The sequence below is a fragment of the Iodobacter sp. BJB302 genome (genome assembly GCF_002735645.1).
GTDB lineage: Bacteria > Pseudomonadota > Gammaproteobacteria > Burkholderiales > Chitinibacteraceae > Iodobacter.
The window spans coordinates 1-23,823 of the sequence record NZ_PDZG01000031.1; the positions used below are offsets into that span (position 1 = coordinate 1).

20 protein-coding genes are annotated in these 23,823 nt (G+C 48.9%); 2 read left to right on the forward strand and 18 right to left on the reverse strand.

Annotated features, from left to right (window positions below):
* Positions 1-235: 235 nt before the first annotated feature.
* Positions 236-658: a GFA family protein gene (locus CSQ88_RS11360; protein WP_099398212.1), complete on the forward strand. Its 423-nt coding sequence runs from the start codon at positions 236-238 to the stop codon at positions 656-658.
* Between the two features lie 37 nt (positions 659-695).
* Here CSQ88_RS11360 and CSQ88_RS11365 read toward each other — a convergent pair whose 3' ends face one another.
* The 14 genes from CSQ88_RS11365 to CSQ88_RS11430 all read right to left on the reverse strand — a co-directional run bounded on the left by CSQ88_RS11365 (position 696) and on the right by CSQ88_RS11430 (position 16,720).
* Complete coding sequence (locus CSQ88_RS11365) at positions 696-1,436, reverse strand: ABC transporter substrate-binding protein (RefSeq protein ID WP_180273632.1); 741 nt, start codon at positions 1,434-1,436, stop codon at positions 696-698.
* Between the two features lie 66 nt (positions 1,437-1,502).
* Positions 1,503-2,237 carry an ABC transporter substrate-binding protein gene (locus CSQ88_RS11370; RefSeq protein ID WP_099398214.1) on the reverse strand — a complete coding sequence of 245 codons (735 nt, stop codon included), beginning with the start codon at positions 2,235-2,237 and terminating at the stop codon, positions 1,503-1,505.
* A 591-nt stretch (positions 2,238-2,828) separates the two neighbouring features.
* Complete coding sequence (gene sucD / locus CSQ88_RS11375; protein ID WP_099398215.1) at positions 2,829-3,713, reverse strand: succinate--CoA ligase subunit alpha; 885 nt, start codon at positions 3,711-3,713, stop codon at positions 2,829-2,831.
* Positions 3,714-3,740: 27 nt separating this feature from the next.
* The gene (gene sucC / locus CSQ88_RS11380; RefSeq protein WP_099398216.1) at positions 3,741-4,910 is read right to left on the reverse strand and encodes an ADP-forming succinate--CoA ligase subunit beta; all 1,170 of its coding nucleotides are present in this window, start codon (positions 4,908-4,910) and stop codon (positions 3,741-3,743) included.
* 121 nt (positions 4,911-5,031) lie between these two features.
* Positions 5,032-6,468 carry a dihydrolipoyl dehydrogenase gene (gene lpdA / locus CSQ88_RS11385; RefSeq protein ID WP_099398217.1) on the reverse strand — a complete coding sequence of 479 codons (1,437 nt, stop codon included), beginning with the start codon at positions 6,466-6,468 and terminating at the stop codon, positions 5,032-5,034.
* 221 nt (positions 6,469-6,689) lie between these two features.
* Complete coding sequence (gene odhB, locus CSQ88_RS11390) at positions 6,690-7,907, reverse strand: 2-oxoglutarate dehydrogenase complex dihydrolipoyllysine-residue succinyltransferase (protein WP_099398218.1); 1,218 nt, start codon at positions 7,905-7,907, stop codon at positions 6,690-6,692.
* Between the two features lie 57 nt (positions 7,908-7,964).
* A complete protein-coding gene (locus tag CSQ88_RS11395) occupies positions 7,965-10,778 on the reverse strand; it encodes a 2-oxoglutarate dehydrogenase E1 component (RefSeq protein ID WP_099398256.1) in 2,814 nt (937 codons plus the stop codon).
* A gap of 264 nt (positions 10,779-11,042) precedes the next feature.
* Positions 11,043-12,329, reverse strand: a complete 1,287-nt coding sequence (gltA, locus tag CSQ88_RS11400; protein WP_099398219.1) for a citrate synthase — start codon at positions 12,327-12,329, stop codon at positions 11,043-11,045.
* 1 nt (position 12,330) lies between these two features.
* Complete coding sequence (locus CSQ88_RS11405) at positions 12,331-12,609, reverse strand: succinate dehydrogenase assembly factor 2 (RefSeq protein ID WP_099398220.1); 279 nt, start codon at positions 12,607-12,609, stop codon at positions 12,331-12,333.
* A gap of 55 nt (positions 12,610-12,664) precedes the next feature.
* Positions 12,665-13,360, reverse strand: a complete 696-nt coding sequence (locus CSQ88_RS11410) for a succinate dehydrogenase iron-sulfur subunit (protein WP_306475244.1) — start codon at positions 13,358-13,360, stop codon at positions 12,665-12,667.
* A 25-nt stretch (positions 13,361-13,385) separates the two neighbouring features.
* A complete protein-coding gene (sdhA, locus tag CSQ88_RS11415) occupies positions 13,386-15,149 on the reverse strand; it encodes a succinate dehydrogenase flavoprotein subunit (protein WP_099398222.1) in 1,764 nt (587 codons plus the stop codon).
* A gap of 3 nt (positions 15,150-15,152) precedes the next feature.
* The gene (sdhD, locus tag CSQ88_RS11420; RefSeq protein ID WP_099398223.1) at positions 15,153-15,500 is read right to left on the reverse strand and encodes a succinate dehydrogenase, hydrophobic membrane anchor protein; all 348 of its coding nucleotides are present in this window, start codon (positions 15,498-15,500) and stop codon (positions 15,153-15,155) included.
* Complete coding sequence (gene sdhC / locus CSQ88_RS11425; protein ID WP_099398257.1) at positions 15,494-15,868, reverse strand: succinate dehydrogenase, cytochrome b556 subunit; 375 nt, start codon at positions 15,866-15,868, stop codon at positions 15,494-15,496. The genes sdhD and sdhC overlap by 7 nt, the downstream gene beginning before the upstream one ends.
* Before the next feature lie 129 nt (positions 15,869-15,997).
* Positions 15,998-16,720, reverse strand: coding sequence for a GntR family transcriptional regulator (locus CSQ88_RS11430; RefSeq protein WP_180273633.1), 723 nt, complete (start codon positions 16,718-16,720; stop codon positions 15,998-16,000).
* Between the two features lie 382 nt (positions 16,721-17,102).
* Between CSQ88_RS11430 and CSQ88_RS11435 the strand changes: the two genes are divergently transcribed.
* Positions 17,103-18,083: a malate dehydrogenase gene (locus tag CSQ88_RS11435; protein ID WP_099398225.1), complete on the forward strand. Its 981-nt coding sequence runs from the start codon at positions 17,103-17,105 to the stop codon at positions 18,081-18,083.
* A gap of 99 nt (positions 18,084-18,182) precedes the next feature.
* On the opposite strand, the gene nagE is transcribed toward CSQ88_RS11435, so the two are convergent.
* From nagE to CSQ88_RS11460, 4 genes are all read right to left on the reverse strand, one after another.
* Positions 18,183-20,201 carry an N-acetylglucosamine-specific PTS transporter subunit IIBC gene (nagE, locus tag CSQ88_RS11440; protein ID WP_099398226.1) on the reverse strand — a complete coding sequence of 673 codons (2,019 nt, stop codon included), beginning with the start codon at positions 20,199-20,201 and terminating at the stop codon, positions 18,183-18,185.
* Positions 20,202-20,787: 586 nt separating this feature from the next.
* On the reverse strand, positions 20,788-20,934 hold the full coding sequence (cydX, locus tag CSQ88_RS11450) for a cytochrome bd-I oxidase subunit CydX (RefSeq protein ID WP_099398228.1): 147 nt from the start codon (positions 20,932-20,934) through the stop codon (positions 20,788-20,790).
* 95 nt (positions 20,935-21,029) lie between these two features.
* Positions 21,030-22,163 carry a cytochrome d ubiquinol oxidase subunit II gene (gene cydB / locus CSQ88_RS11455; RefSeq protein WP_099398229.1) on the reverse strand — a complete coding sequence of 378 codons (1,134 nt, stop codon included), beginning with the start codon at positions 22,161-22,163 and terminating at the stop codon, positions 21,030-21,032.
* Positions 22,164-22,172: 9 nt separating this feature from the next.
* Complete coding sequence (locus CSQ88_RS11460) at positions 22,173-23,729, reverse strand: cytochrome ubiquinol oxidase subunit I (protein WP_099398230.1); 1,557 nt, start codon at positions 23,727-23,729, stop codon at positions 22,173-22,175.
* Positions 23,730-23,823: the final 94 nt, after the last annotated feature.

Genomic DNA, 23,823 nt, shown 5'->3' on the forward strand with positions numbered 1-23,823 from the left:
TAAGTAGTCAGATATTCGAATCGAATCTTCCAAATGTGCAGCTCTGCTCGCCATACTTCATGATTAATGAAAAAAAGAAATTATCTATCAATTATCCATCATTTGACTATAAAGTGAACAGCATTGCGGTCATACCCTTTAGTAAAACAGATCTCATTTATATCATGCCAAATTCATGCATGACATAAACGTAATCAGATAAGATCAGCGTTCTTCACACACTTAAGAGATGCTCATGACTCAGGAATATAAAGGTGCATGTTTATGCGGTGCAGTGCAATTAAGTGCAAAGGCAAGGAACCCCAAAATTGGGGCTTGTCATTGCAATATGTGCAGAAAATGGACCGGAGGCCCTTTTCTGGCCACAGACTGTGGCACCGATGTCACGTTTTCAGCTAGGAATATGATCAGCCGCTATGCCTCTTCTGAATGGGCAGAGCGGGGTTTTTGCAAACAATGTGGCAGCCATTTATTTTATTACTTAAAAGAAGCACAGCAATATATTGTTTCTGCTGGTTTATTTGAGCAACAGGACGAGTTTATTTTTGATCACCAGATTTTTATTGATAAAAAACCTGCTTTTTATGATTTTGCTAATGCAACCCATAATATGACCGAAGCCGAAGTTTTTGCCCAGTACGCGCCAGGCGAAGAATAAGCGGAGCACGGGGCTGAATACACTTTAAAACAACGGTCTAATTTTTAGTCTTAGGCAAAATACCCGTGTTTTTTGCCTCTTTAATTGTTTTATTAAACGCATTTAAAAAAGGCTTCATATTCATTGATTTGTGAAAGCCAAGATAAACGGGATCATAAATCAGGGGGTGCTCTAATATCACAAACTGATCCTGATTAGCCAGCAGTTCGGGGTCTGAATTCAGTGCTTGCAGCAGCCCCTGCTGCCCGCCACCAAACACCACACAATCCACGCGGCCATGCAGTAATTTTTTAAACCTGGCAGCAGACAGGTAATTAAAATCGGCAGAAAAAAGGTGTGCCTCAAGTGCTGCGTTAAACTCTGCACCATAGCTGGCCCCATTGGTCATCCCGACCAGCTTACCTTTTAAATCATTAACTGACCGAAAAGGGAATTCTTTTCCTTTCTTAACGACTACAGTCACAATCACATCATAAACAGGCTCTGAATAATCAAACAAAGATAAGCGCTCTTTGGTTTTTGAAAGCCCGATAATCCCACCCTGCCCCTTTAATGCCAGCTCATAAGCACGCCGCCATGAGCTCATCTCTAGTTTAATTTTGTCGCCCGTACGCAATTCATGCCGTTTAATGATTTCAGATGCCACACCAGAAGCCATGCCATGCTGATCTTTGTAGCTAACTGGCCGGTATTCCTCATTGGCAAAAATAGTAAGCTCCACCGCGGCACATACTGATGCAATCAGAGCCATGCATAAAAATGGAATTGAATATTTCATGCCCATACCTCATGCAAAGACCATCCCGATCCGGGATACTGCTTCAAATTGATAGCAAGCCAGTGATTAAGGAATCATTCCTTTTTGCTTTGCATCCTTAATCGCACGATTAAACTCAGTTAAAAATGCCTGCATTTTCATTGATTTATGAAAGGCCAAATGAATAGGATCACGTACCAGCGGCTTACTCAGATAGACAAATTGATCGCGCTTAGACAGTAATTCAGGATCTTTTTTCAGCATAGAATCCAGGCTATTTTCTGCATTATTAACAACTGCACAATCAACCCGGTCATAAAGCAGTTTTTTTAAACGCACATCGGATGTGTAATTCACATCAACCTGAAACAGTTTTGCTGCCAGCGCATGATCAAATTCTTCACCGTAACTGGCCGTATTGGTTACGCTGATTATTTTTCCTTTTAAATCAGCCACCGAGTTAAAAGGAAACTCTTTCCCTTTTTTTACCACCAGCCCCACGATAGATTCATAAAAGGGTTCGGAATAATCAAAAATCTCCAGCCTTGCTTTTGTCTTAGACAGCCCAATAATGCCTCCCTTGCCTTTTTCTGCCAGTAGATAGGAACGTTTCCAGGAGGCCATATCCAAGATGACTTTATTGCCACTTAATTGTTCGTAATGCTTAAGCACGGTATAGCCAATTCCATCTTCCTGCCCTTGATCATTGCGAAAAGTGACAGGCCGGTAATCATCACTGGCAAAAATAGTCACTTCTTCCGCCCAAAGCGCAGAGCAGCAAAAAAACCATACGCATAAACAAACCCCAAGCCTGAATTGCATGCTCTGCACTCCTTAGCAAACCCGAACTAATACCAGACTAGATCATTAAAAACCGGCTCGCCGTGTCTTACTCCCAATAAAAAAGGCTATGTCTGCGTTAAATGTTGAAATTTAGTTAAGTGGATACTTACGCTTTTAGGGGGTAAATTGAAAATTTTTTCTTAAAATTTTTAATTTAAAGCGTAATTGCCACTAAGCAAAAAACAAAAAGACCTTTTTAGTGCCTTCGGCACGTTGATTTTGGGGCGGTAGCCACCGCAGGGCCTTCCTTTCTTGTACGGCCAAGAAACGAAGCCAAAGAAGGCCGCCCCGACCAGCACGAAGGCCCCTCACTGCGGACAATCGAGGCGGCGGCTGCGGGACTCGCTTCGCTCAAACATCCTCGCCGAAACCCCGCCCCGCTTGTTCCTCGCTTCGGCGTGCTTCAAGGGGAGGATTTAAGCCCTGAGCGAAGAGCGCGTTTATTGCATTCCCTGCTGTTTGCTAATAACAAACCTTAATTTCAGTTTTCAACTGTTAACGCAGACATAGCCATAAAAAAACCCCGGAATCTCTTCCGGGGGTTTTCAGGCGTTTAATTCAAAAAGAGAATTAAATCATGCCTTTAGATTTCAGCAGCTCAAGCATAGTCGAGCCCAATTCTGCCGGGCTGCGTGTGTAGGCAATACCTGCACGCTCAAACGCTGCAAATTTTTCTTCTGCAGTGCCTTTACCACCAGAGATAATCGCACCAGCGTGGCCCATGCGTTTGCCCTTAGGCGCAGTTACACCGGCGATATAGCCAACCACTGGCTTAGTCACGTAGGACTGAGCAAATTCAGCCGCTTCTTCTTCGGCCGAGCCACCGATTTCGCCGATCATAATGATGGCATCGGTATCAGGATCGTCCTGGAATAAGCGCAGTGCGTCGATATGGCTGGTACCCGGAATTGGATCGCCACCGATACCGATACATGTAGACTGGCCCAGACCCAGTGCAGTGGTTTGTGCAACTGCTTCGTAAGTCAAAGTACCGGAACGGCTTACAATACCGATGCGGCCTGGCTGATGGATATGCCAAGGCATAATACCGATTTTGCACTCACCCGGAGTAATAATACCCGGGCAGTTAGGGCCAATCAGACGGATGCCGGCTTCATCAACCGCTTTTTTCACGTACAGCATATCCAGTGTTGGCACACCTTCAGTGATACATACAATCAGCTGCACGCCAGCATCAATGGCTTCCAGAATCGAATCTTTAGCGAACGGAGCCGGCACATAGATCACCGATGCGTCTGCTTGTGTTTCACGCATCGCATCTTTCATGGTGTTAAACACGGGCAGATCAAGGTGACGTGAGCCGCCTTTACCTGGTGTTACACCGCCAACCACTTTAGTGCCACACTTCAGTGCTTGTTCTGCGTGGAATGTACCGTTTTTACCGGTGAAACCTTGCACCAATACTTTGGTGTCTTTATTTACTAAAACGCTCATTATTTTTTCCTTTCAGCGGATGTCAGATTAAAGCGCAGCAACAGCAGCGACAATTTTCTCGGCTGCATCGTTTAGGCCTTGAGCCGAAGTCAGCTTCAGACCGGATTCGTTCAGAAGCTTAGCGCCCAATTCTGCGTTATTGCCTTCCAGACGTACCACAACCGGCACAGTTACATTCACTTCTTTCACTGCAGCAATAATCGCTTCAGCAATCATGTCGCAACGAACGATACCGCCGAAGATATTGATCAGTACGCCCTTCACCGAATCATCAGCCAGAATCAGCTTGAACGCTTCGATTACGCGATCTTTAGTTGCACCACCGCCTACATCCAGGAAGTTGGCTGGCTGGCCGCCTTTCAGTTTGATGATGTCCATTGTGGCCATTGCAAGGCCAGCGCCGTTTACCATACAACCGATATTGCCTTCCAGCGCTACGTAGTTCAGCTCGAACTCAGAGGCTTTTACTTCGCGCTCGTTTTCTTGCGATTTATCGCGCTGAGCTAACAGCTCTGGCAGGCGATACAGCGCATTTGAATCCAGACCAATCTTGGCATCCACGCAGCACAGCTCGCCGTTTTCACGCAGAGCCAGCGGGTTGATTTCAAACAGTGCGAAGTCGTTAGCAATAAACGCTTCGGCAGCGCCCAGCATCATTTTAGTAAAATGAGCCACTTGCTTGCCTTCCAGACCCAAAGCAAACGCGCAATCACGCGCCTGGAATGGCTGCATGCCAACCAATGGATCAACCGTTACTTTGATGATTTTTTCTGGTGTTTCTTCAGCGACTTTCTCGATCTCAACACCGCCTTCGGTGGAAACCATAAATACCACGCGCTGGCTGGAGCGATCTACAACCGCGCCAAGGTACAGCTCGCGCTGAACCGGGTACATATCTTCACAAACCAATACGGAATGCACAGGCTGGCCCGCTGCATCTGTCTGGTATGTTACTAAGTTTGTGCCAATCAGGCCCTTAGCAATTTCTGCGGCTTCTTCACGGGATTTAACCACTTTAACGCCACCCGCTTTACCACGGCCACCGGCGTGAACTTGCGCTTTAACTACCGCAAATTTGCCACCTAAAGTGTCGTATGCCGCAGCAGCTTCTTCAGGCGTATGCGCCAGAATGCCGCGTTGTACTGGAAGACCGTATTTAGCCAATAATTCCTTGGCTTGATATTCATGAAGATTCATCTGAGACCCTTTGTAAGGAGAATGTTGTAGGGTGGATTAGGCGGCTTTATGCCCTAAGCCACCATTGGTGCCATGGTGAGTTAGACCTAAACAGCGGAGCTAACCCACACGTATTTACAAATTAAGAATGCAAACCACGCTTATCGCATGCTAAAGCCGCTTCGTGAAGCGCTTCAGACAAGGAAGGATGAGCATGAACAATACGGGCGATATCTTCTGACGATGCGTTAAATTCCATCGCTACTACCGCTTCAGCAATCAGCTCTGAAGCAAACGGGCCAACGATATGAACACCTAAAATGCGATCGGTAGTCTTATCCGCCAGCATTTTAACAAAACCCTTACCCTCGCCCAGCGCTAAAGCACGGCCATTTGCGGAGAACAAGAATTGACCTTTCTTATATTCAACGCCAGCGGCTTTAAGCTGCTCTTCGGTTTTACCCACCCACGCAATTTCCGGGCTGGTATAAATGACCCAAGGGATATTGTTAAAGTCGATATGCGGATGCTGGCCAGCGATACGCTCTGCCACGGCCACGCCTTCGTCAGACGCTTTGTGCGCCAGCATTGGGCCGCGTACCACATCACCAATCGCCCAGACGTTTGGCAAATTACTCTGGCAATCGTCGTTCACATCAATCTGACCGCGATCTGTCAGCTTCAGGCCAACGGCATCTGCGTTCAGGCCAGAGGTGTTTGGCACACGGCCAATCGCCACCACCAGCTTATCAAATACGCTGACCTGCTCTGCACCTGCTACATCAGTCCAATGCACGGTGACGTCTTTTTTGCCGGTTTTAATTTCGCCGATTTTAACGCCGGTATTGATGACCAAACCGGTTTCTTTGGTCAGGAATTTCTTGGCTTCGCGCGCGACTTGCTCGTCTGCTGCGCCAAGGAAAGCCGGCATTGCTTCAAGCACAGTCACGTCACTACCCAAGCGCTTCCACACCGAGCCCATTTCCAAACCAATCACGCCAGCACCAATCACGCCCAAGCGTTTTGGCACAGAAGGAATCGCCAGCGCGCCTTCGTTATCCAACACCAGATGATTGTCGATGGTTACGCCTAGCAATTGGCGAACGCTGGAGCCCGTCGCAATAATCACATGCTTGGCGGTGATTTCTTCAACCGCACCGTCAGCCAGCCTGGCTTCCAGCAGATACGCATCGCCCGCTTTAGCTTTAAACGCGCCAACGCCATGGAAAGATGTGACTTTGTTCTTTTTAAAGAGGTAAGCAATGCCGCCGGTGTTTTTAGTAATGATTTCCTGCTTACGCGCCAGCATCTTGGACACGTCCATTTTCAGCGTGCCGGTAGAGATCCCGTGGTCGCCAAAATGGTGGGCTGCATTGAAGTAGTTTTCTGACGATTGCAGCAGTGCTTTGGAAGGGATACAACCCACATTCAGACACGTACCACCCAGGCTCGCCTTGCCGTCTTTGTCTGAGGTTGCATCGATACATGCAGTATTAAAGCCCAGCTGCGAGGCGCGAATCGCTGCCACATAGCCACCAGGGCCGCCGCCGATTACAACAACGTCAAATTCTTTGCTCATGGTTTGGAAACCTTTGAGATGTGAAGGTAAATGATAAGCCAACACAATATGCGTCTATTTAAGCCAAGCTAAATCTTAAACCACAGAGTAAAAAGAGATCACAGAGCGCCACAGAGAAAAGCAAACCTTGTGTTATCTCTGTGAAACTCTGTGTTCTATGTGGTTCGAGATTTAGCCCCCTTAAATCTAACGATGCATTAGCCTACCTTTATTGCAAACGATTAAATATCAAGCAGCAAACGCGCTGGATCTTCGATCACTTCTTTGATGGCAACCAGCGACAATACGGCTTCGCGGCCATCGATGATGCGGTGATCGTAAGACTGAGCCAGATACATCATCGGGCGAATCACCATTTCACCGTTTTCTACCACCACACGCTCTTTCGTTGCGTGCATACCCAGAATCGCAGATTGTGGCGGGTTGATAATCGGTGTCGACATCATCGAGCCAAAAGTACCGCCATTAGAGATGGTGTAAGTACCGCCTGTCAGCTCTTCAATACCCAGCTTGCCGGCTTGTGCACGTTTACCAAAATCAGCGATGGTTTTTTCGATTTCAGCCAGGCTCAGCTGGTCTGCATTACGAATCACCGGCACCACGAGGCCACGCGGGCTGCCTACGGCCACGCCAATATCAAAGTAGCCGTGGTAAACGATATCGTTACCATCAACAGATGCATTCAGGATCGGGTATTTCTTCAGTGCGTGAACCGCAGCTTTAACAAAGAAGCCCATAAAGCCCAGCTTCACGCCGTGGTCTTTTTCGAATTTATCTTTGTATTTATTACGCAGATCCATTACCGGCTTCATATTGATTTCATTGAAGGTAGTCAGGATCGCGTTAATTTGTTGCGATTCAAGCAGGCGCTCGGCCACGCGTGCACGCAGGCGGCTCATCGGCACACGCTGCTCTGCGCGGTCGCCTTGCGGCACTGGAGCAGATGCCGGAGCGGCTGCAGGTTTTGCCAGATGATTCTGTACATCTTCTTTCAGCACACGGCCACCACGGCCAGTGCCGCCTACATCTGCGGTATTGATGCCCGCATCTGCAGCCAGTTTTTTAGCGGCTGGCATCACGGCTGTGCCAAAACCAATTGCGCCAGCTGAAACACCGGCTTCTTTAGCCGCAGCTGCAACGCGAACGTCTTGCTCGGTCTTTACGGTTTCAGGCACAACATTGGCCGGTGCAGCAACGGTGGCTTCGGTATCAATCGTTGCAATCAGCTGCAGGCTGCCAACGGTAGCGCCCTCCTGCTGAACAACAGAAGCCAGAACACCGGCTTGCGGAGCGGTGATTTCTAATACAACTTTATCGGTTTCGATATCAATCAGCTGCTCATCACGGGCAACCGCTTCGCCTACTTTTTTCTTCCACTGTAAAAGCGAAGCTTCAGAAACGGATTCAGGCAATTGTGGTACTAAAATTTCGATAATCATTTTTCACTCCAAGCGAATCTGGCGAGTCAAAGCGGCGCACGGGGCGCCGCCTCTGGTTTACAGTGTCATTGCTTCTTCAACGAAGGCTTTAAGCTGTGCAGTGTGCTTGCTCATATAACCCACAGCTGGCGACGCCGACGAGGTACGGCCTGCATACAGCAGGGTTTGCTTAGGATGCATGCACGCTTCTAAGCGATGGCGAATCTGATGCCATGCGCCCTGGTTGCGTGGTTCTTCCTGTACCCACATCACTTCACGCGCGTTCGGGTATTTTTCGATCTCAGCTTTAAGCTCTTCCGTCGGGAATGGATAAAGCTGCTCGATACGCACAATTGCGATGTCTTTGATATCGCGCTCTGAGCGGCCTGCCAGCAGGTCGTAATACACCTGACCCGCACACATCACAACGCGTTTCACTTTCTTCGCGTCCAGATTGCCCTGATCGCCAATCACCGGGCGGAATTCACCCTTGGTGAAGTCTTCAATCGGGCTGGATGCCATTTTCGCTTTCAGGAGCTTTTTGCTCATGATGATAATCAGCGGCTTACGGCTTGGGCGCAGCATCTGACGGCGCAGCGCGTGGAACATTTGCGCGGCTTCAGACATCATTAGCACTTGTACATTGTGCTCTGCACAGAGCTGCAGATAGCGCTCAACACGGGCAGATGAGTGCTCCGGGCCTTGGCCATCGTAGCCGTGCGGCAACATCATGGTCAGGCCACACAGACGGCCCCATTTTGTTTCGCCCGAGGTAATAAACTGATCGATCACCACTTGCGCGCCGTTGGCAAAATCACCGAACTGCGCTTCCCAGATCGTCAGCTCATCAGGCGCCGAACATGCGTAGCCGTATTCAAAAGCCAGTACCGCTTCTTCATTCAGAATCGAATCAATGACCGTAAAGTTGGCTTGTTTCTCAGCCAAGTGCTGAAGCGGAATATGAACACCCTGATCCCACTTCTCACGGTTCTGATCGTGCAATACCGCGTGGCGGTGATTAAATGTACCGCGACCGCAATCCTCACCAGAGATACGTACTGCGTAGCCTTCGGTTAAGAGTGTGGCGTAGGCCAGGTGCTCAGCCATACCAAAGTCAACCGGCTGCTCGCCGCTTACCATGGCGATGCGTTCCTTAATGATTTTGTCTACGTTCGAGCGCAGCTTGAAATCATCAGGCACTTTGGTGAATTTTTCAGTCAGGCGAACTAAATCTGCCTGCGGCACGGCTGTTGCCACCGGATGACGCCAGTGCACACCCATATAGCGCGAGAAATCAATCGCATGCGAGCGTTTGTAATCGGTCAGCGTGGTTTGCTCTACGTGCTCACCGCGATCCAGCGCTGCGCGATATTCCTGGATCAGGCTATCCGCTTCATCGCTTGTCACTACACCTTCGGCAATCAGGCGATCGGCGTATTTTTTACGCGCACCCGGATGCTGGCCGATTTTTTTGTACATCATAGGCTGAGTCACAAACGGATCATCCGCTTCATTGTGACCAAACTTACGGAAGCACACCAAATCCACCACCACATCACGGTGGAATTTCATACGGAATTCCAGTGCAGCCTGCATCACCAGAATCACACTCTCAGGATCATCGCCATTCACGTGGAAAATCGGCGCTTCAACCATCTTGGCGATATCAGTACAGTAAATCGTCGAGCGGGTATCGCGGGTGTCCGATGTAGTGAAACCAACCTGGTTATTCACCACCAGATGCACCGTACCGCCTGTACCGTAGCCACGGGTATTGGCCAGGTTAAACGTACCCTGGTTAGTACCCAGGCCAATAAAGGCCGAGTCGCCGTGGATCAGTACCGGCAAGACTTGCTCACCCAGCTTATCGCCACGGCGTTGCTGACGCGCACGCACCGAGCCTTCAACCACAGGGTTGACGATTTCAAGGTGCGATGGGTTAAACGCAAGGCTTAAGTGAATCGGGCCGCCCGGTGTCGGGATATCGGCCGAGAAACCCATATGGTATTTCACGTCACCAGAAGACAAGTCGCTGACCGAGCGGCCTTCAAATTCGCTGAATAAATCACGCGGCTGCTTGCCCAGCGTGTTCACCAGTACATTCAAACGGCCACGGTGCGCCATACCGATAATCAATTCCTGCACACCCACTGCGCCTGCGCCCTGAACTAAATAATCCAGTGCCGGGATCATGGAATCGCCACCTTCCAGCGAAAAGCGCTTTTGGCCAACGTATTTTTTATGCAGGTATTGTTCGAGTGTTTCTGCGGCTGTTACTTTTTGCAGTGTGCGTTTTTTTTGCTCTGCACCATAGGATGGCGTTGAGCGGCGGGATTCAAACCATTGCTGCACCCACTTGCGTTGTTCTGCATTGGTGATGTGCATATATTCCAGACCAATATTACCGCTGTAAGTTTGCTTTAAAAACGCAATGACTTCAGCAAGGGTGGCACGCTCCATCCCCGCAATATTAGTGCCAAAGGTGGTTGCCATATCGGCATCGGTAAAACCATGGTGCTTTGCATCAAGCTCAGGCAAACGCGCCTGATCCATACGCTGCAAAGGATCGAGACTTGCCTGACGCGAACCCATAATGCGGTAAGCAGAGATTAAACGAAGCAGATTGACCTGCTTACGCGTAGCCTCTTCGTCAACTGCGCCACCTTGCTGTACATAGCGGGGTTTGCGAGTCAGCTGGCGGAAGGATTCTTCAATCGGCGCTCGTGGAATATCACGATCAACCACACCCGGGCTTTGCTGCATCTTATCGAAGTAGGAGCGCCATTCCTGATCAACCAGTTGCGGGTCACTCAGGTACTGCTCGTAAAGCTCCTCAACGAAAGGAGCATTCCCGCCAAAAAGGTGGGAATTAGACCTCAACTCTCTCATCATCGCCGTAATCAAATCCAGTAATTTAGCAGGCTTAACACCATGCAAGACCGCCGCCCCTTAGCGAAGCGGCTCAAAACCAATCCATCTTCAGGGTGGACAAGAGGCTTTTCCTGCCCACCTTTCAAACAATTCACAAACTGAGCGAAAAACCCAGTGCTTAGGCACCGGAGGCCTTTAACCTCCATCTCAAAAAACCAGGATTTACTTTTGTAAATGAGGATTTTGAGAGATCTTTAACGCCGCCTTTGGGTTCGCCGCCGTTTGTTAACCGCGCTGATCTGCGGGTACGTAATCACGCTTGGTCGCGCCAGTGTATTGCTGACGCGGACGGCCAATCTTCATGCCAGGATCGGCAATCATTTCATTCCAGTGGCTGATCCAGCCCACAGTACGCGCCAGGGCAAAAATCACGGTAAACATTGGTACAGGGATGCCCAGAGCAGACTGAACAATACCTGAGTAGAAATCGACGTTTGGATACAGCTTACGTTCAATAAAGTAGCTGTCTTCCAGCGCGATTCTTTCCAGCTCCATGGCCAGCTTGAATTTAGGATCATCCTGCAGACCCATTTCATTCAGTACTTCATGGCAAATACGGCGCATAACGCTGGCACGCGGGTCCATGTTTTTATATACACGGTGACCAAAGCCCATCAGCTTATGCGTCTTGGCTTTTACGCCTTCCATAAAGGCCGGTACTTTATCTACCGAGCCAATTTCATCCAGCATCAGCAATACGGCTTCGTTAGCGCCGCCGTGCGACGGGCCCCACAGGCAGGCAATACCCGCTGCAATACATGCAAACGGATTAGCACCAGACGAGCCAGCTAGACGAACAGTGGATGTTGAAGCATTTTGTTCGTGATCAGCGTGCAGGGTAAAGATCACATCCAGCGCACGCACCAAGACCGGGTTAGGCACATATTCTTCGCAAGGCGTAGAGAACATCATGTGCATAAAGTTGGCGGTATAGCCAAGGTTATTGCGCGGATAAACAAAAGGCAGACCCTGGTTATAGCGGTAGCACATTGCAGCGATGGTCGGGATCTTAGAGATCAGACGGAACATCGCTACTTTACGGTGCTCTTCGTTATTGATATCCAGGCTGTCCTGATAGAACGCGGATAATGCACCCACCACACCCACCATCATCGCCATAGGATGCGCATCGCGGCGGAAGCCGTTAAAGAAGCGGGTCAGTTGCTCATGCACCATGGTGTGGCTCATGACCGTTTTATTAAATTCAGCGCTTTGTTCCGGTGTTGGCAACTCGCCGTTAATCAGCAGGTAACACACTTCCAGATAATCGCTTTGCTCAGCAAGCTGCTCAATCGGGTATCCACGGTAGTAAAGCTGGCCCAAATCACCATCGATATAGGTGATCTTGGATTCACAGCTGGATGTCGCCAAAAAGCCAGGATCGAAAGTAAACATACCGGTCTTGGAGAATGAGCGGATATCCACCACATCCGGCCCAAGCGTACTCGGTAAAACTGGCAACTCAAGCGAATCTTTGCCGTCGTTGTAAGTCAGTGTGACTTTCTTTTCCATATCAAATAGCTCCTGGGGTTTCGGTTTGTACCGCTTGTCGTTGTGCGCTTCGTACTTGTTCCAGCATCGGTCTGAGCCGCTCGTCCGGACATTCTGCTTTGCAATTCAGGTAATCAAGCAGATCGTTATCAGAGAGTAAAAGAAGATCCTGAAAAAGAATCAAATCTGTCCCGGATAAAGTGGGAAGCACTTCTTTTACAAAACGCTCCAGCTGAAGATCTACTTCTAAAAGACCTCGGCGTGAGCGCCAGATTATCCGTTTTAATTCAATTTCATCCATCAAACTCTTCCTTACCTCTGACACTTCAAAAGGGGCAAAGCTGCCCCTCTGTTGATTAGCTCATGCGCTTAATCATTAAATCTTTAATCTTGCCAATGGCCTTGGTTGGGTTGAGTTCCTTAGGGCAAACATCAACGCAATTCATAATGCTGTGGCAACGGAACAAACGATATGGATCTTCCAGATTATCCAGACGTTCGTTGGTTTTTTCATCGCGGGTATCCGCAATGAAGCGGTAAGCTGCCAGCAAACCAGCCGGGCCTACAAATTTATCCGGATTCCACCAGAATGACGGGCAGGATGTCGAGCAGCAAGCACATAAAATGCACTCGTACAAACCATCCAGCTCTTTACGGTCTTCCGGCGATTGCAGGCGTTCGCGATCAGGCGGCGGATTATCGTTTTGCACATAGGGCTTAATCGAGTGATATTGCTTAAAGAACTGAGTCATATCAACGATCAAGTCACGAATCACCGGCAAACCTGGCAGTGGGCGAATCTCCACCGGCTGCTTCAGGCTGGCGATGTCTGTAATACAGGCCAAACCATTTTTGCCATTGATATTCATCGCATCTGAACCGCAAATTCCTTCGCGGCAAGAGCGGCGAAAGCTCAGGCTGTCGTCTTGTGCCTTCAGGCGAACCAGTCCATCCAATAATTTCTTGTCGGACGGTTCCAGTTCAACGAGGTAATCCTGCATGTACGGCTTAGCGTCCACATCAGGGTTGTAGCGATAGAGCTTGAAATGCATCTTCATCGGTTTTCTCCTGATGCTTTTAGTAAACGCGTTTTTGCGGTTCGATATAATCGACCGTCAGCGGTTTGGTGTGAACGGGCTTATAAGACAGCGTACGGCTTGTGCCATCAAACATGGTGTGCTTCATCCACTCGTCATGACGATCCGGGAAATCATCATGCGCATGTGCACCACGGCTTTCCTTGCGCGCTTCAGCACAAATCAGCGTTGCAACCGCCACTTCGATCAGGTTATCCAGCTCCAGCGCTTCAACACGCGCGGTGTTAAATACTTTGGATTTGTCTGCAATCTGAGTGCGTTTCACGCGCTCTGCCACAGCTTTGATTTCTTCCACGCCCTTGGCAAGATTCTCTGAGTTGCGGAATACACCGGCACGCAGTTGCACCACTTTTTGCATGGCATTACGTACATCAGCCACTTCTTCGCCACCGGTTTGGTTTTCCAGACGGGCCAGACGGGCTAAGGAAAACTCAGCCGCATTAGCAGGCAATGGACGAAGCTCCGGGCGCTCGTTCTTGATGAAATCAATAATCGAATTACCCGCAGCCTTACCAAACACCACCAGATCCAGCAGAGAGTTTGTACCCAGGCGGTTTGCACCGTGCACCGAAGCACATGCACATTCACCGGCCGCGTAAAAGCCTTTGACGCGCACTTCCGGATCATCACCAATCGGCGCAACCACTTCACCCTTATAGTTGGTCGGAATACCGCCCATTTGATAGTGGCAGGTTGGCACGACTGGAATCGGATCCTGAATCGGATCTACACCGGCAAACTTAATGGCAATTTCACGAATGCCTGGCAGGCGTTGCTTGATGATGTCCGGGCCCAAATGATCAAGCTTCAGCAATACATGGTCTTTTTCTTTACCACAGCCACGGCCTTCCAGAATTTCCAGCGCCATTGCGCGTGAAACCACGTCACGGGACGCTAAGTCTTTGGCGTTTGGAGCGTAGCGCTCCATAAAACGCTCGCCCTCAGAATTAAGCAAGATGCCGCCTTCGCCGCGCACGCCTTCGGTAATCAATACACCCGCACCGGCCACGCCGGTCGGGTGGAATTGCCAGAATTCCATATCTTCAAGCGGAATACCTGCGCGCACGGTCATGCCGAGGCCATCGCCGGTATTGATAAAGGCATTGGTCGAGGCTGAGAAAATACGGCCAGCACCACCGGTGGCAAACAACACGGCCTTGGCATGGATAATCGACACTTCGCCGGTTTCCATTTCTAAGGCAGTCACACCAACGACTTCGCCTGCTTCATCACGAATCAGATCCAGCGCCATCCATTCCACAAAGAATTGAGTATTGGCGCGCACATTGCGCTGATACAGCGTGTGCAACATGGCGTGGCCGGTACGGTCGGCTGCGGCACAGGCGCGTTGCACCGGTGTTTTACCGAATTCGGCCATATGACCGCCGAACGGACGCTGATAAATTTTGCCGTTTTCAAGGCGGTCAAAAGGCATACCAAAGTGCTCAAGCTCCACCACGACTTCGGGGGCCTGACGGCACATAAATTCAATCGCATCCTGGTCGCCCAGCCAGTCCGACCCTTTAACGGTGTCGTACATATGCCATTCCCACTTGTCTTCCTGGACATTACCAAGAGAAGCGGAAATACCACCCTGCGCCGCAACAGTGTGCGAGCGGGTTGGAAATACTTTGGATAAAACAGCGGTTTTCAGGCCCGCTTCTGAGAGCTGCAATGCGGCACGAAGGCCTGCGCCACCTGCGCCAACAATGACAGCATCGAATTTACGAATAGGAACGGTCATCGCTTATGCACCCCACACAACTTTAATCATATAAACCAAGCTACCTGCCAGCCATAACAGCGTCAGCACGTGCATCGTTAAACGTAAACCAACGTGCTGGAGATAATCCATCCAGATATCACGCACACCCACCCATGCATGCCAGAGCAATGCAAACAGGCTGATGGTGGTCAGCACTTTCACCCATGTACAGGCAAACAGCTGCTGCCATGCTTCAAAAGAAGTGCCGCCGGCCAGCAATAAAAACGCAACCAGGGCAACGGTGTAAACCAGCATAATCACGGCAGTTACACGTTGAACCAGCCAATCTTTCAGGCCGTAATGGGCCCCGACTACTTGACGATTTACCATACCAGTCCCCCAATCACGACCGTCAGAACCAAGCTTACCACCAGCACAATTTTGGCTGTAAGGCGTGCCGTTTTCAGCTCCAGGCCCTTATGAATATCTAAAAACAAGAAACGAACGCCTGCGCAGACGTGATGCAAGAAAGCCCACAAAACACCCAACAGCGCAATTTTTACAAGGGGGTTTGAAATACAGGATCTGAATGCATCAAAACGCTCACTCGAGGCTAAAGAACCTTCCAGGGCGTAGAGCATAAAGGGAATCGCCAGAAACATCAGCGCGCCACTCACGCGATGAAGAATGGAGATAATCCCTGGCAAAGGAAGACGAATCTTCGCGATCTCCAGGTGCTTGGGGCGTGTTTTTTGCATGCGCACTTCCTCTTTAAGTTTTACTTCTGTCAGCGTGCACGATCTGTTTCTTAAACCGTCCGACATCACCGACCTGCCTTTTACTACTTACTCAACTACAAATTCATGAAACTCAATTCTGTTTGCAAATTAAGCCTGCTCAGGCGGAGCCTGAAAAGCCAATTGCTCTGATCTGAACCAGGCCACACTCCAAACTTGCGGCTTTCCATCAAAATCTCTTGCAAGACGCACAAGCTGAAGTAAAGGCTCATGTACTTCAACTTGTAATAATCTGGCTTCAGCACTGGCTGCGGGCACTGCACGATAGCGAACCTCGCCATCTTTTAAACGCATCCCAAAGTCACGCCAGCATAGTTCACGCAAATTACCGCGTAACTCCCGAATTCTGCGCATTTCCAGATTCGGAAAATTAGCCTCGGGCAAAAACATTTCTTCCAGACCAATCACAGCACCTGCAACACGTAATAAGCGCCTGACTTGCCATAAGGCTGCACCACGCCTTAAACCCAATATTTCTGCCAGCTGCTCGCCTGCATGAATTCGTACGCAGCCCAGCATTTCAATTTTTGGCTTTTCACCGCCGTAGCCAGATAAAGGGACAAACATCGCCTGCGCCAAAAAATCACTGGCATCCGACACAAAAGTCCCCACACCTTGGCGGCGATATAGAACGCCTTCTAACACCAGCACATCGAGTGCTTTTCTCACCGTTCCCTGGCTTACGCCGAAACGGTGAGCTAAATCATTTTCGCTAGGCAAACTTTCATCTGCATTCCACTCGCCAGCATCCACTGCCGTAGTAACTTCACGAATAACCTGACGATATAAAGGGATGGCTGCAAGTTTGCTCATTGAGGATAGGTTGCTTTTTATCATGTTGTAGCATCATAGTCTACTACAGTCTTATATAAGACAAAAGATACACAACAATATATTTGCTCAGGCAGCAAAACGTGCGCAAAGCACGGATACGCGTGATAAACTTTCTCTGCTAGGCTTACAGAGTAGCTAAAACATACTTTAAACCGTGTAAAAATAAGCATGCGGGGTGTACTGCAGCCGCACTTCATAACAAAGCAGGATACTCACATTTGCTCTACAAATAAGCAGATAAGTGCGTCAGGTCAGCCAGTCCAATTTCTGATTATTTACAAACAAAGTGTTATCTGTGCGGTTGAAGTGCAAGCGCTGAAAACCCCAGCATCGTTCACACACCAATATCGGAGTGATCCTCATGAAGACCCCTATTCGCGTTGCCGTAACCGGCGCTGCCGGCCAGATTGGTTATAGCCTTTTATTCCGTATTGCATCAGGCGCGATGCTTGGCGCAGATCAGCCTGTGATCCTGCAATTGCTGGATATCACCCCTTCCCTGCCTGCACTGAACGGTGTGGTCATGGAGCTGGATGACTGCGCTTTTCCACTCTTGCATGGCATTGTGCAAAGTGATGATCCAAAAGTGGCGTTTAAAGATGCAGACATCGCCCTCTTGGTTGGCGCACGTCCGCGTGGCCCAGGCATGGAGCGCAAAGACCTCTTGGAAGCCAACGGTGCAATCTTTACCGCACAGGGTAAAGCGCTGAACGAAGTGGCTTCACGCGATGTAAAAGTACTGGTAGTAGGTAACCCAGCTAACACCAATGCCTACATTGCCATGAAGAATGCACCGGATCTAAACCCGGCTAACTTCACCGCCATGATGCGTCTGGATCACAACCGTGCCCTGACTCAAATCGCACAGAAAACATCTGCAGCGGTAACCGATGTCAACAAGATGATCATCTGGGGCAATCACTCAGCCACCCAATACCCTGATCTGTTCCATGCAACAGTGAAAGGCCAAAGCGCTTCTGCCCTGATCAATGATCAAAAATGGCTGGAAACAGACTTTATCCCTACTGTTCAGCAACGCGGCGCGGCCATTATTAAAGCGCGTGGTTTGTCTTCTGCGGCTTCTGCAGCCAATGCAGCAATTGACCATATCCGTAACTGGGTACTGGGCACTACAGATGGTGACTGGGTCACGATGGGTGTTCCGGCCAATGGCGAGTATGGCTACAGCGATTTGATTTTTGGCTACCCTGTTACTTGTAAAGACGGCAAGTACACCATTGTTGAAGGCCTGGAAATCAGCGACTTCAGCCGTGCCCGTATGGATGCAAGCGCAAAAGAATTGTCTGAAGAGCGTGATGCAGTGAAGCACTTACTTGCTTAATTATTTTTAACTAAAAAATTTACGTTCTGTTGTATAAAGCACACAACGTAAAAAAGGCGAACCCGAGGGTTCGCCTTTTTTATTCCCGCTAAAGCAGAGTTATTTCGCTTTAATGGTATAGAGCGCTGTCTTACCTGCTTCTACATGGCCAGTTGCAAACTGTGCCACGCTGTCAAACTGATCAACGTTGCTCAACACAATCGGGCTGATGATTGAAACTGCATGTTGTGACAGGTATTCCAGATCCAGCTCAAGCACCGCATCACCCGCTTTAACGCGCGAACCTTGCTCAAGTAAGCGTGTGAAACCCTTGCCGCCCAGCTTCACAGTATCCAGACCAATGTGCACAATCAGCTCAGCACCATTGTCTGCAATCAGTGCAAATGCATGGTTAGTGTTAAAGATTTTAGCAATCACACCATCCACAGGAGCCAGCACTAGGCTGCTGCTTGGACGAATCGCCAGACCTTCACCCACAGCCTTGCTGGAGAACGCCGCATCAGGCACATCCAGCAGCGCCACAACTTCGCCACTCAAAGGAGCAAGCAATACTAAATCGCCTGTAACTTTTTGAGCCGGAGCCGCAACAGCCGCCTTAGCAACAGGAGCCGCTGGCGCTGCAGCAGGAATTGCTGCGCTAATACCTTTACCTGCCAGCAACTGAGTCATGCGTGTTGCAATCAGCTCGGCCTTTGGTCCAACGATAATTTGTACATTTTGTTTATTAAGCTTGATTACACCTGAAGCACCAAGACGCTTAGCTGCAGCTTCATCCACGCCAGCAGTATCGTTCAGTGTTAAGCGCAGGCGGGTAATGCAAGCATCAATCGCCACAACATTTGCAGAACCGCCAATCAAAGCGACATAAGCATGAGCCAGTGAATCTGTATCACCACTTACTGGCGAACCATCACTTTCTGCAGCGCCTTCTTCTTCATCTTCCTGACCCGGTGTTTTTAAGTTGAACGCCTTGATCGCAAAACGGAAGCTGAAGTAGTAGATCGCAAAGAATGCAAAGCCTTGCACGATCAGCATCAGAATATCTTTAGCCAGCGGATTCTTAGTTGACAGCACCAAGTCAACCAGACCGGCACTGAAACCAAAACCAGCAATCCATTGCATACTTGCAGCGATATAAACTGACAAACCAGTCAGCACAGCATGCAGCAAGTAAAGCAGCGGAGCCACAAACATGAATGAGAATTCAAGCGGCTCTGTCACACCAGTAAAGAATGCAGCAAACGCAGCAGCAATCATCAATGACGCAACGCGGGTTTTGTTTTGTGGTTTAGCAGAGTGATAAATAGCTAAAGCTGCACCTGGCAAACCGAACATCATGATCGGGAAGAAACCAGCCTGATACATACCGGTTACACCCAGCACAGCCTTACCTTCAGCAAGGGACTTAGCGCCACCCAGGAAGTTAGGAATGTCGTTAATACCCGCAACGTCGAACCAGAACACGCTGTTGAGTGCGTGATGCAAGCCAACCGGAATCAGCAGACGGTTAAAGAATGCATAGATACCAGCACCCAGAGGGCCCATACCCATAATGCTTTCACCAAAATGTACCAAGCCATTAAATACAAGTGGCCAGATATACATCAGCGGGAAAGCAACAACCAGCATCACAACCGAAGTGACGATAGGCACTAAGCGGCGGCCACTAAAGAAAGCCAGTGCTTTATGCAGCTCAACACCACTAAAGCGGTTATAAAGCTCAGCAGAAATTACACCCACCAAAATACCAACAAACTGATTGTTGATTTTGGCAAAGGCTTTAGGCACCTGATCCAAAGGGATACCCTGAATCTGCGAAACTGCGCCCGGTGAAAGTAATGTGGTCAGTACGTAATAACCAACCAAGCCAGATAAAGCCGCCGCACCGTCTTTATCTTTGGACATACCATAAGCAATACCTACGGCAAATAAAATCGACATATTGTCGATAATTGCAGCACCCGATTTAATCAGGAAGGCCGCTAATGCACTATTGCTCCCCCAGCCGTTTGGATCGATCCAATATCCGATACCCATCAAAATGGCAGCAGCTGGCAATGTAGCCACCGGCACCATCAGCGCACGGCCGATTTTCTGTAAATAGCCCAGAATATTCATAACATCCCCTTTTTATCTTGCTCAAGCAACGAGTGTAAGCGCAGCTTTAATCGTTGAATAACCGCTTTGAAGTGCGAGGCGGCAAAGTTGTCATACCCTTGCAAGTGACCGTAGTCGATACACCTTACATCACCAAACAAAGTGGATTATTCACTGCGCGGTAGTAATTGGCAATCAAAAGATAAACAAGCCCTTGTATAAAAATGACTTGCGCTAACAAATAGCAAGAATATGAAAAAAATAATGCACCAAATTAAAACAACATGACAAATTTTATTAACATAAAACAAATGCTTAACAAATAAACAATCAAAAAGACCACATGATTAATCACTTATTTTTACGCATTGAAATCTACAGAATTCACCTTATGCAGGTATTGAGAAAACTCAAATGCCGGGATCATTCCGGCTGCAACTTACCTTTTGTTACTTTTCTCCCCACCAGGACAATCCAAAATCAGCCTCTTGCAACAAAAAATTACAAAGCAATAAATAAACGCAAATAAAAAGCAGCCCGCGGACGGGCTGCTTATTTTTCTCTCAGCAACATTTATTTGACATAAAACAAAGAAACCAACAATCGCCTATTTCTTACCGTACTTTTCAAAGCGCTCCTGCGCCTCTGTTTCTTTTTCACCCCCAAATGCATGCGTACTCTCAAACCACATTACATTGATCAGGCCAAAAGCCAGGGCCAGACCCACACCTAAAATCCAGGAAAAATACCACATTTGTACACCCCTTTTTGCTGATTTCTTTAACCACAAAGAAGCTCTGATAAATACAAGCCCGCCATCCGGGCCTGCCTTTATGGCACTGAAATAAATTAATAACTGTGAGTATCTTCCTGAAGCCGCTTAACAGACACCGGCCCGCGCATCACCCGATAAACCCATGCGGTATACATCATGATGATCGGCACAAAGATCACTACCACACCCAGCATCACACCCAAGGTTTTCTGGCTGGATACAGCATCCCAGACAGTCAGGCTGGATGCCGCATCCAATGTAGAAGGCAGAATAAACGGGAATAAAGCAATTGCCGTGGTGCACAGCACAGCCACACTGGCTGTGCCACTTAAAATAAACGCAATCAGCGGTGAATGCCGCCAGCTGGCAAACGCCGCCAGCAAAGCTGCAGCCACACCCGCAGCCGGAACCAGCCATGCCGACGGATAAAGGCTGAAGTTACTTAACCATGCCCCTTTTACAATCGCCACTGTTTTATTAAGCGGATTAAGTACATCGCCCGCAGGCCCCATCCTCACAATCTGCCATGCATCCAACTCTTTAAGCCATACACCGCCCAAAGCAAACAGGAGAGCCAAAACGCAACCGGCAATGATGGTTGCCTTTCTCGATCTTTCCTGCACTTGATCCCGGGTTTTCACCGTTAAGAAGCTTGCACCGTGCAAGATCAGCATGGCAATGGCCGCCAAACCACAATAGAGCGAGAATGGATTTAATAAATCATAAAAATGCCCCGAATAACTCACCCGCAGGCTATCGTCAAACTGAAATGGCAGGCCGATAAATAAATTGCCTATCGCCACACCAAACACCAGCGTGGGCACCACACTCCCCACAAACAGCGCCCAATCCCAGCCACTGCGCCAGCGCGGGTTTTCCAGCTTACTGCGATAATCAAAACCAACCGGGCGTAAAAACAGGGCAAACAGCACAAACATCAGCGCAACATACATCACCGAAAACGCTGCCGCATACAGCAGAGGCCATGCCGCAAATAAAGCGGCACCCACCGTAACCAGCCAAACCTGATTCCCCTCCCAGGTTGGCCCGACTGAGTTAATAACTAGGCGGCGCTCATCATCCGTTTTGCCCACAAAAGGCAATAAAATAGCCACGCCCAGATCAAAACCACCGGTAAGGGTAAAGCCGATGAGCAGAAAAACCATCAGCCCCCACCAAATCAACTTCAAGACTTCATAATCGAGCATGATTTTTCCTTAAGCGTGCGAAGTTTTTTCACCAAAATAGCGCCCTGTATGCAGGCTGGCCGGCCCAAGGCGGATATATTTCAGCATCAGATACATTTCTATCGCAAACAGGCTGGTATACATCAGCGTTAAGCCGATCATGCTGAAATGCAATTGCCCGCTGCTCAGCGCAGAAGCCGACATAAAGGTGGGCAAAATGCCCGATATAGTCCACGGCTGACGGCCATACTCTGCCACCAGCCAGCCCGCTTCAATCGCCACCCATGGCAGTGGAATCGACCATACAGCCAGGTGCAATAACCAGCGCTGCGGAGCGAGATTTCTTTTAGCCAGGAAATAAAACGACATACTAAAAATAAATAAGAACAGCATCCCCAGCCCTACCATAATGCGGAAAGACCAGAAAATAGGCGCAACATTGGGAATCGTATCTGCGGCGGCTGCTTTAATTTGTGCAGGCGTTGCATCCACCACATTGCTGGTATATTTTTTCAGCAATAAGCCATAGCCCAGATCCGCCTTATGTGCTTCAAATGCATCATGGGCCGTTTTGTCTCCTGCCTTTAAACGGGTTAATGCTGCATAGGCCTGAATACCATTCTTCACTCTTTGCTCGTATTCAATTTTTAAATCTTTAATCCCGGTTACTTTTTCCGTTGTTGAGCGAGTGGCAATTAAGCCCAGCGCGTAGGGAATACTCACCTCAAAATCAACGCGCTCTTCTTTCTGATTCGGAATCCCAAACAAAGTTAATGCGGCAGGCGCAGGCTGCGTATCCCACTGCCCTTCCATTGCCGCCAGCTTAACTTTCTGCACTTCGCCTGTGGTGTAACCGGATTCATCACCCAGCACAATCACGGATAAAATTGAAGCGAGGCCAAATGCTGAAGCAATGGCAAAAGAGCGCAGCGCAAAACCTGTATCCCTTGCTTTTAACAGATACCAGCTGGATACACCCAGCACAAACATGGAAGCCGCCACATACCCTGCCGCCACGGTATGCACAAACTTAACCTGTGCTACCGGGTTAAAAAACACCTCGGCCAGACTGGTTAATTCCATTCGCATGGTAATGTAATTAAATTCGGCTCCAACCGGATTTTGCATCCAGCCATTGGCAATCAAAATCCATAAGGCCGAAATATTTGACCCCAGCGCCACTAAAAAAGTGACGCCCAGATGTTGTACTTTTGAAAGCCGGTCCCAGCCAAAAAAGAATAAACCCACAAAGGTAGATTCCAAAAAGAAGGCCATCATGCCTTCAATCGCTAATGGCACGCCAAATATGTCGCCCACATAATGCGAGTAATAGGCCCAGTTTGTTCCAAACTGAAACTCGAGGGTTAGGCCTGTTGTGACCCCCATTGCAAAATTAATACCAAATAACTTTCCCCAGAACCGGGTCATGTCCTTATATATTTCTTTACCTGTCATTACATAGGCGGCTTCACAGATCACCAATATCCATGACAAGCCCATTGTTAATGGCACAAATAAAAAATGGAACATCGCGGTTAATCCAAATTGCATACGCGACAATTCCACCACTTCAGCAGCGGGAATCATAAAAGTGTCCTGTGTAATGATTAACTTGATTCTGGAAAACAAGCTCCCCGTCCGGGCGAAGCCATGAAATATTTACCTTGTCACCCGATGCAAA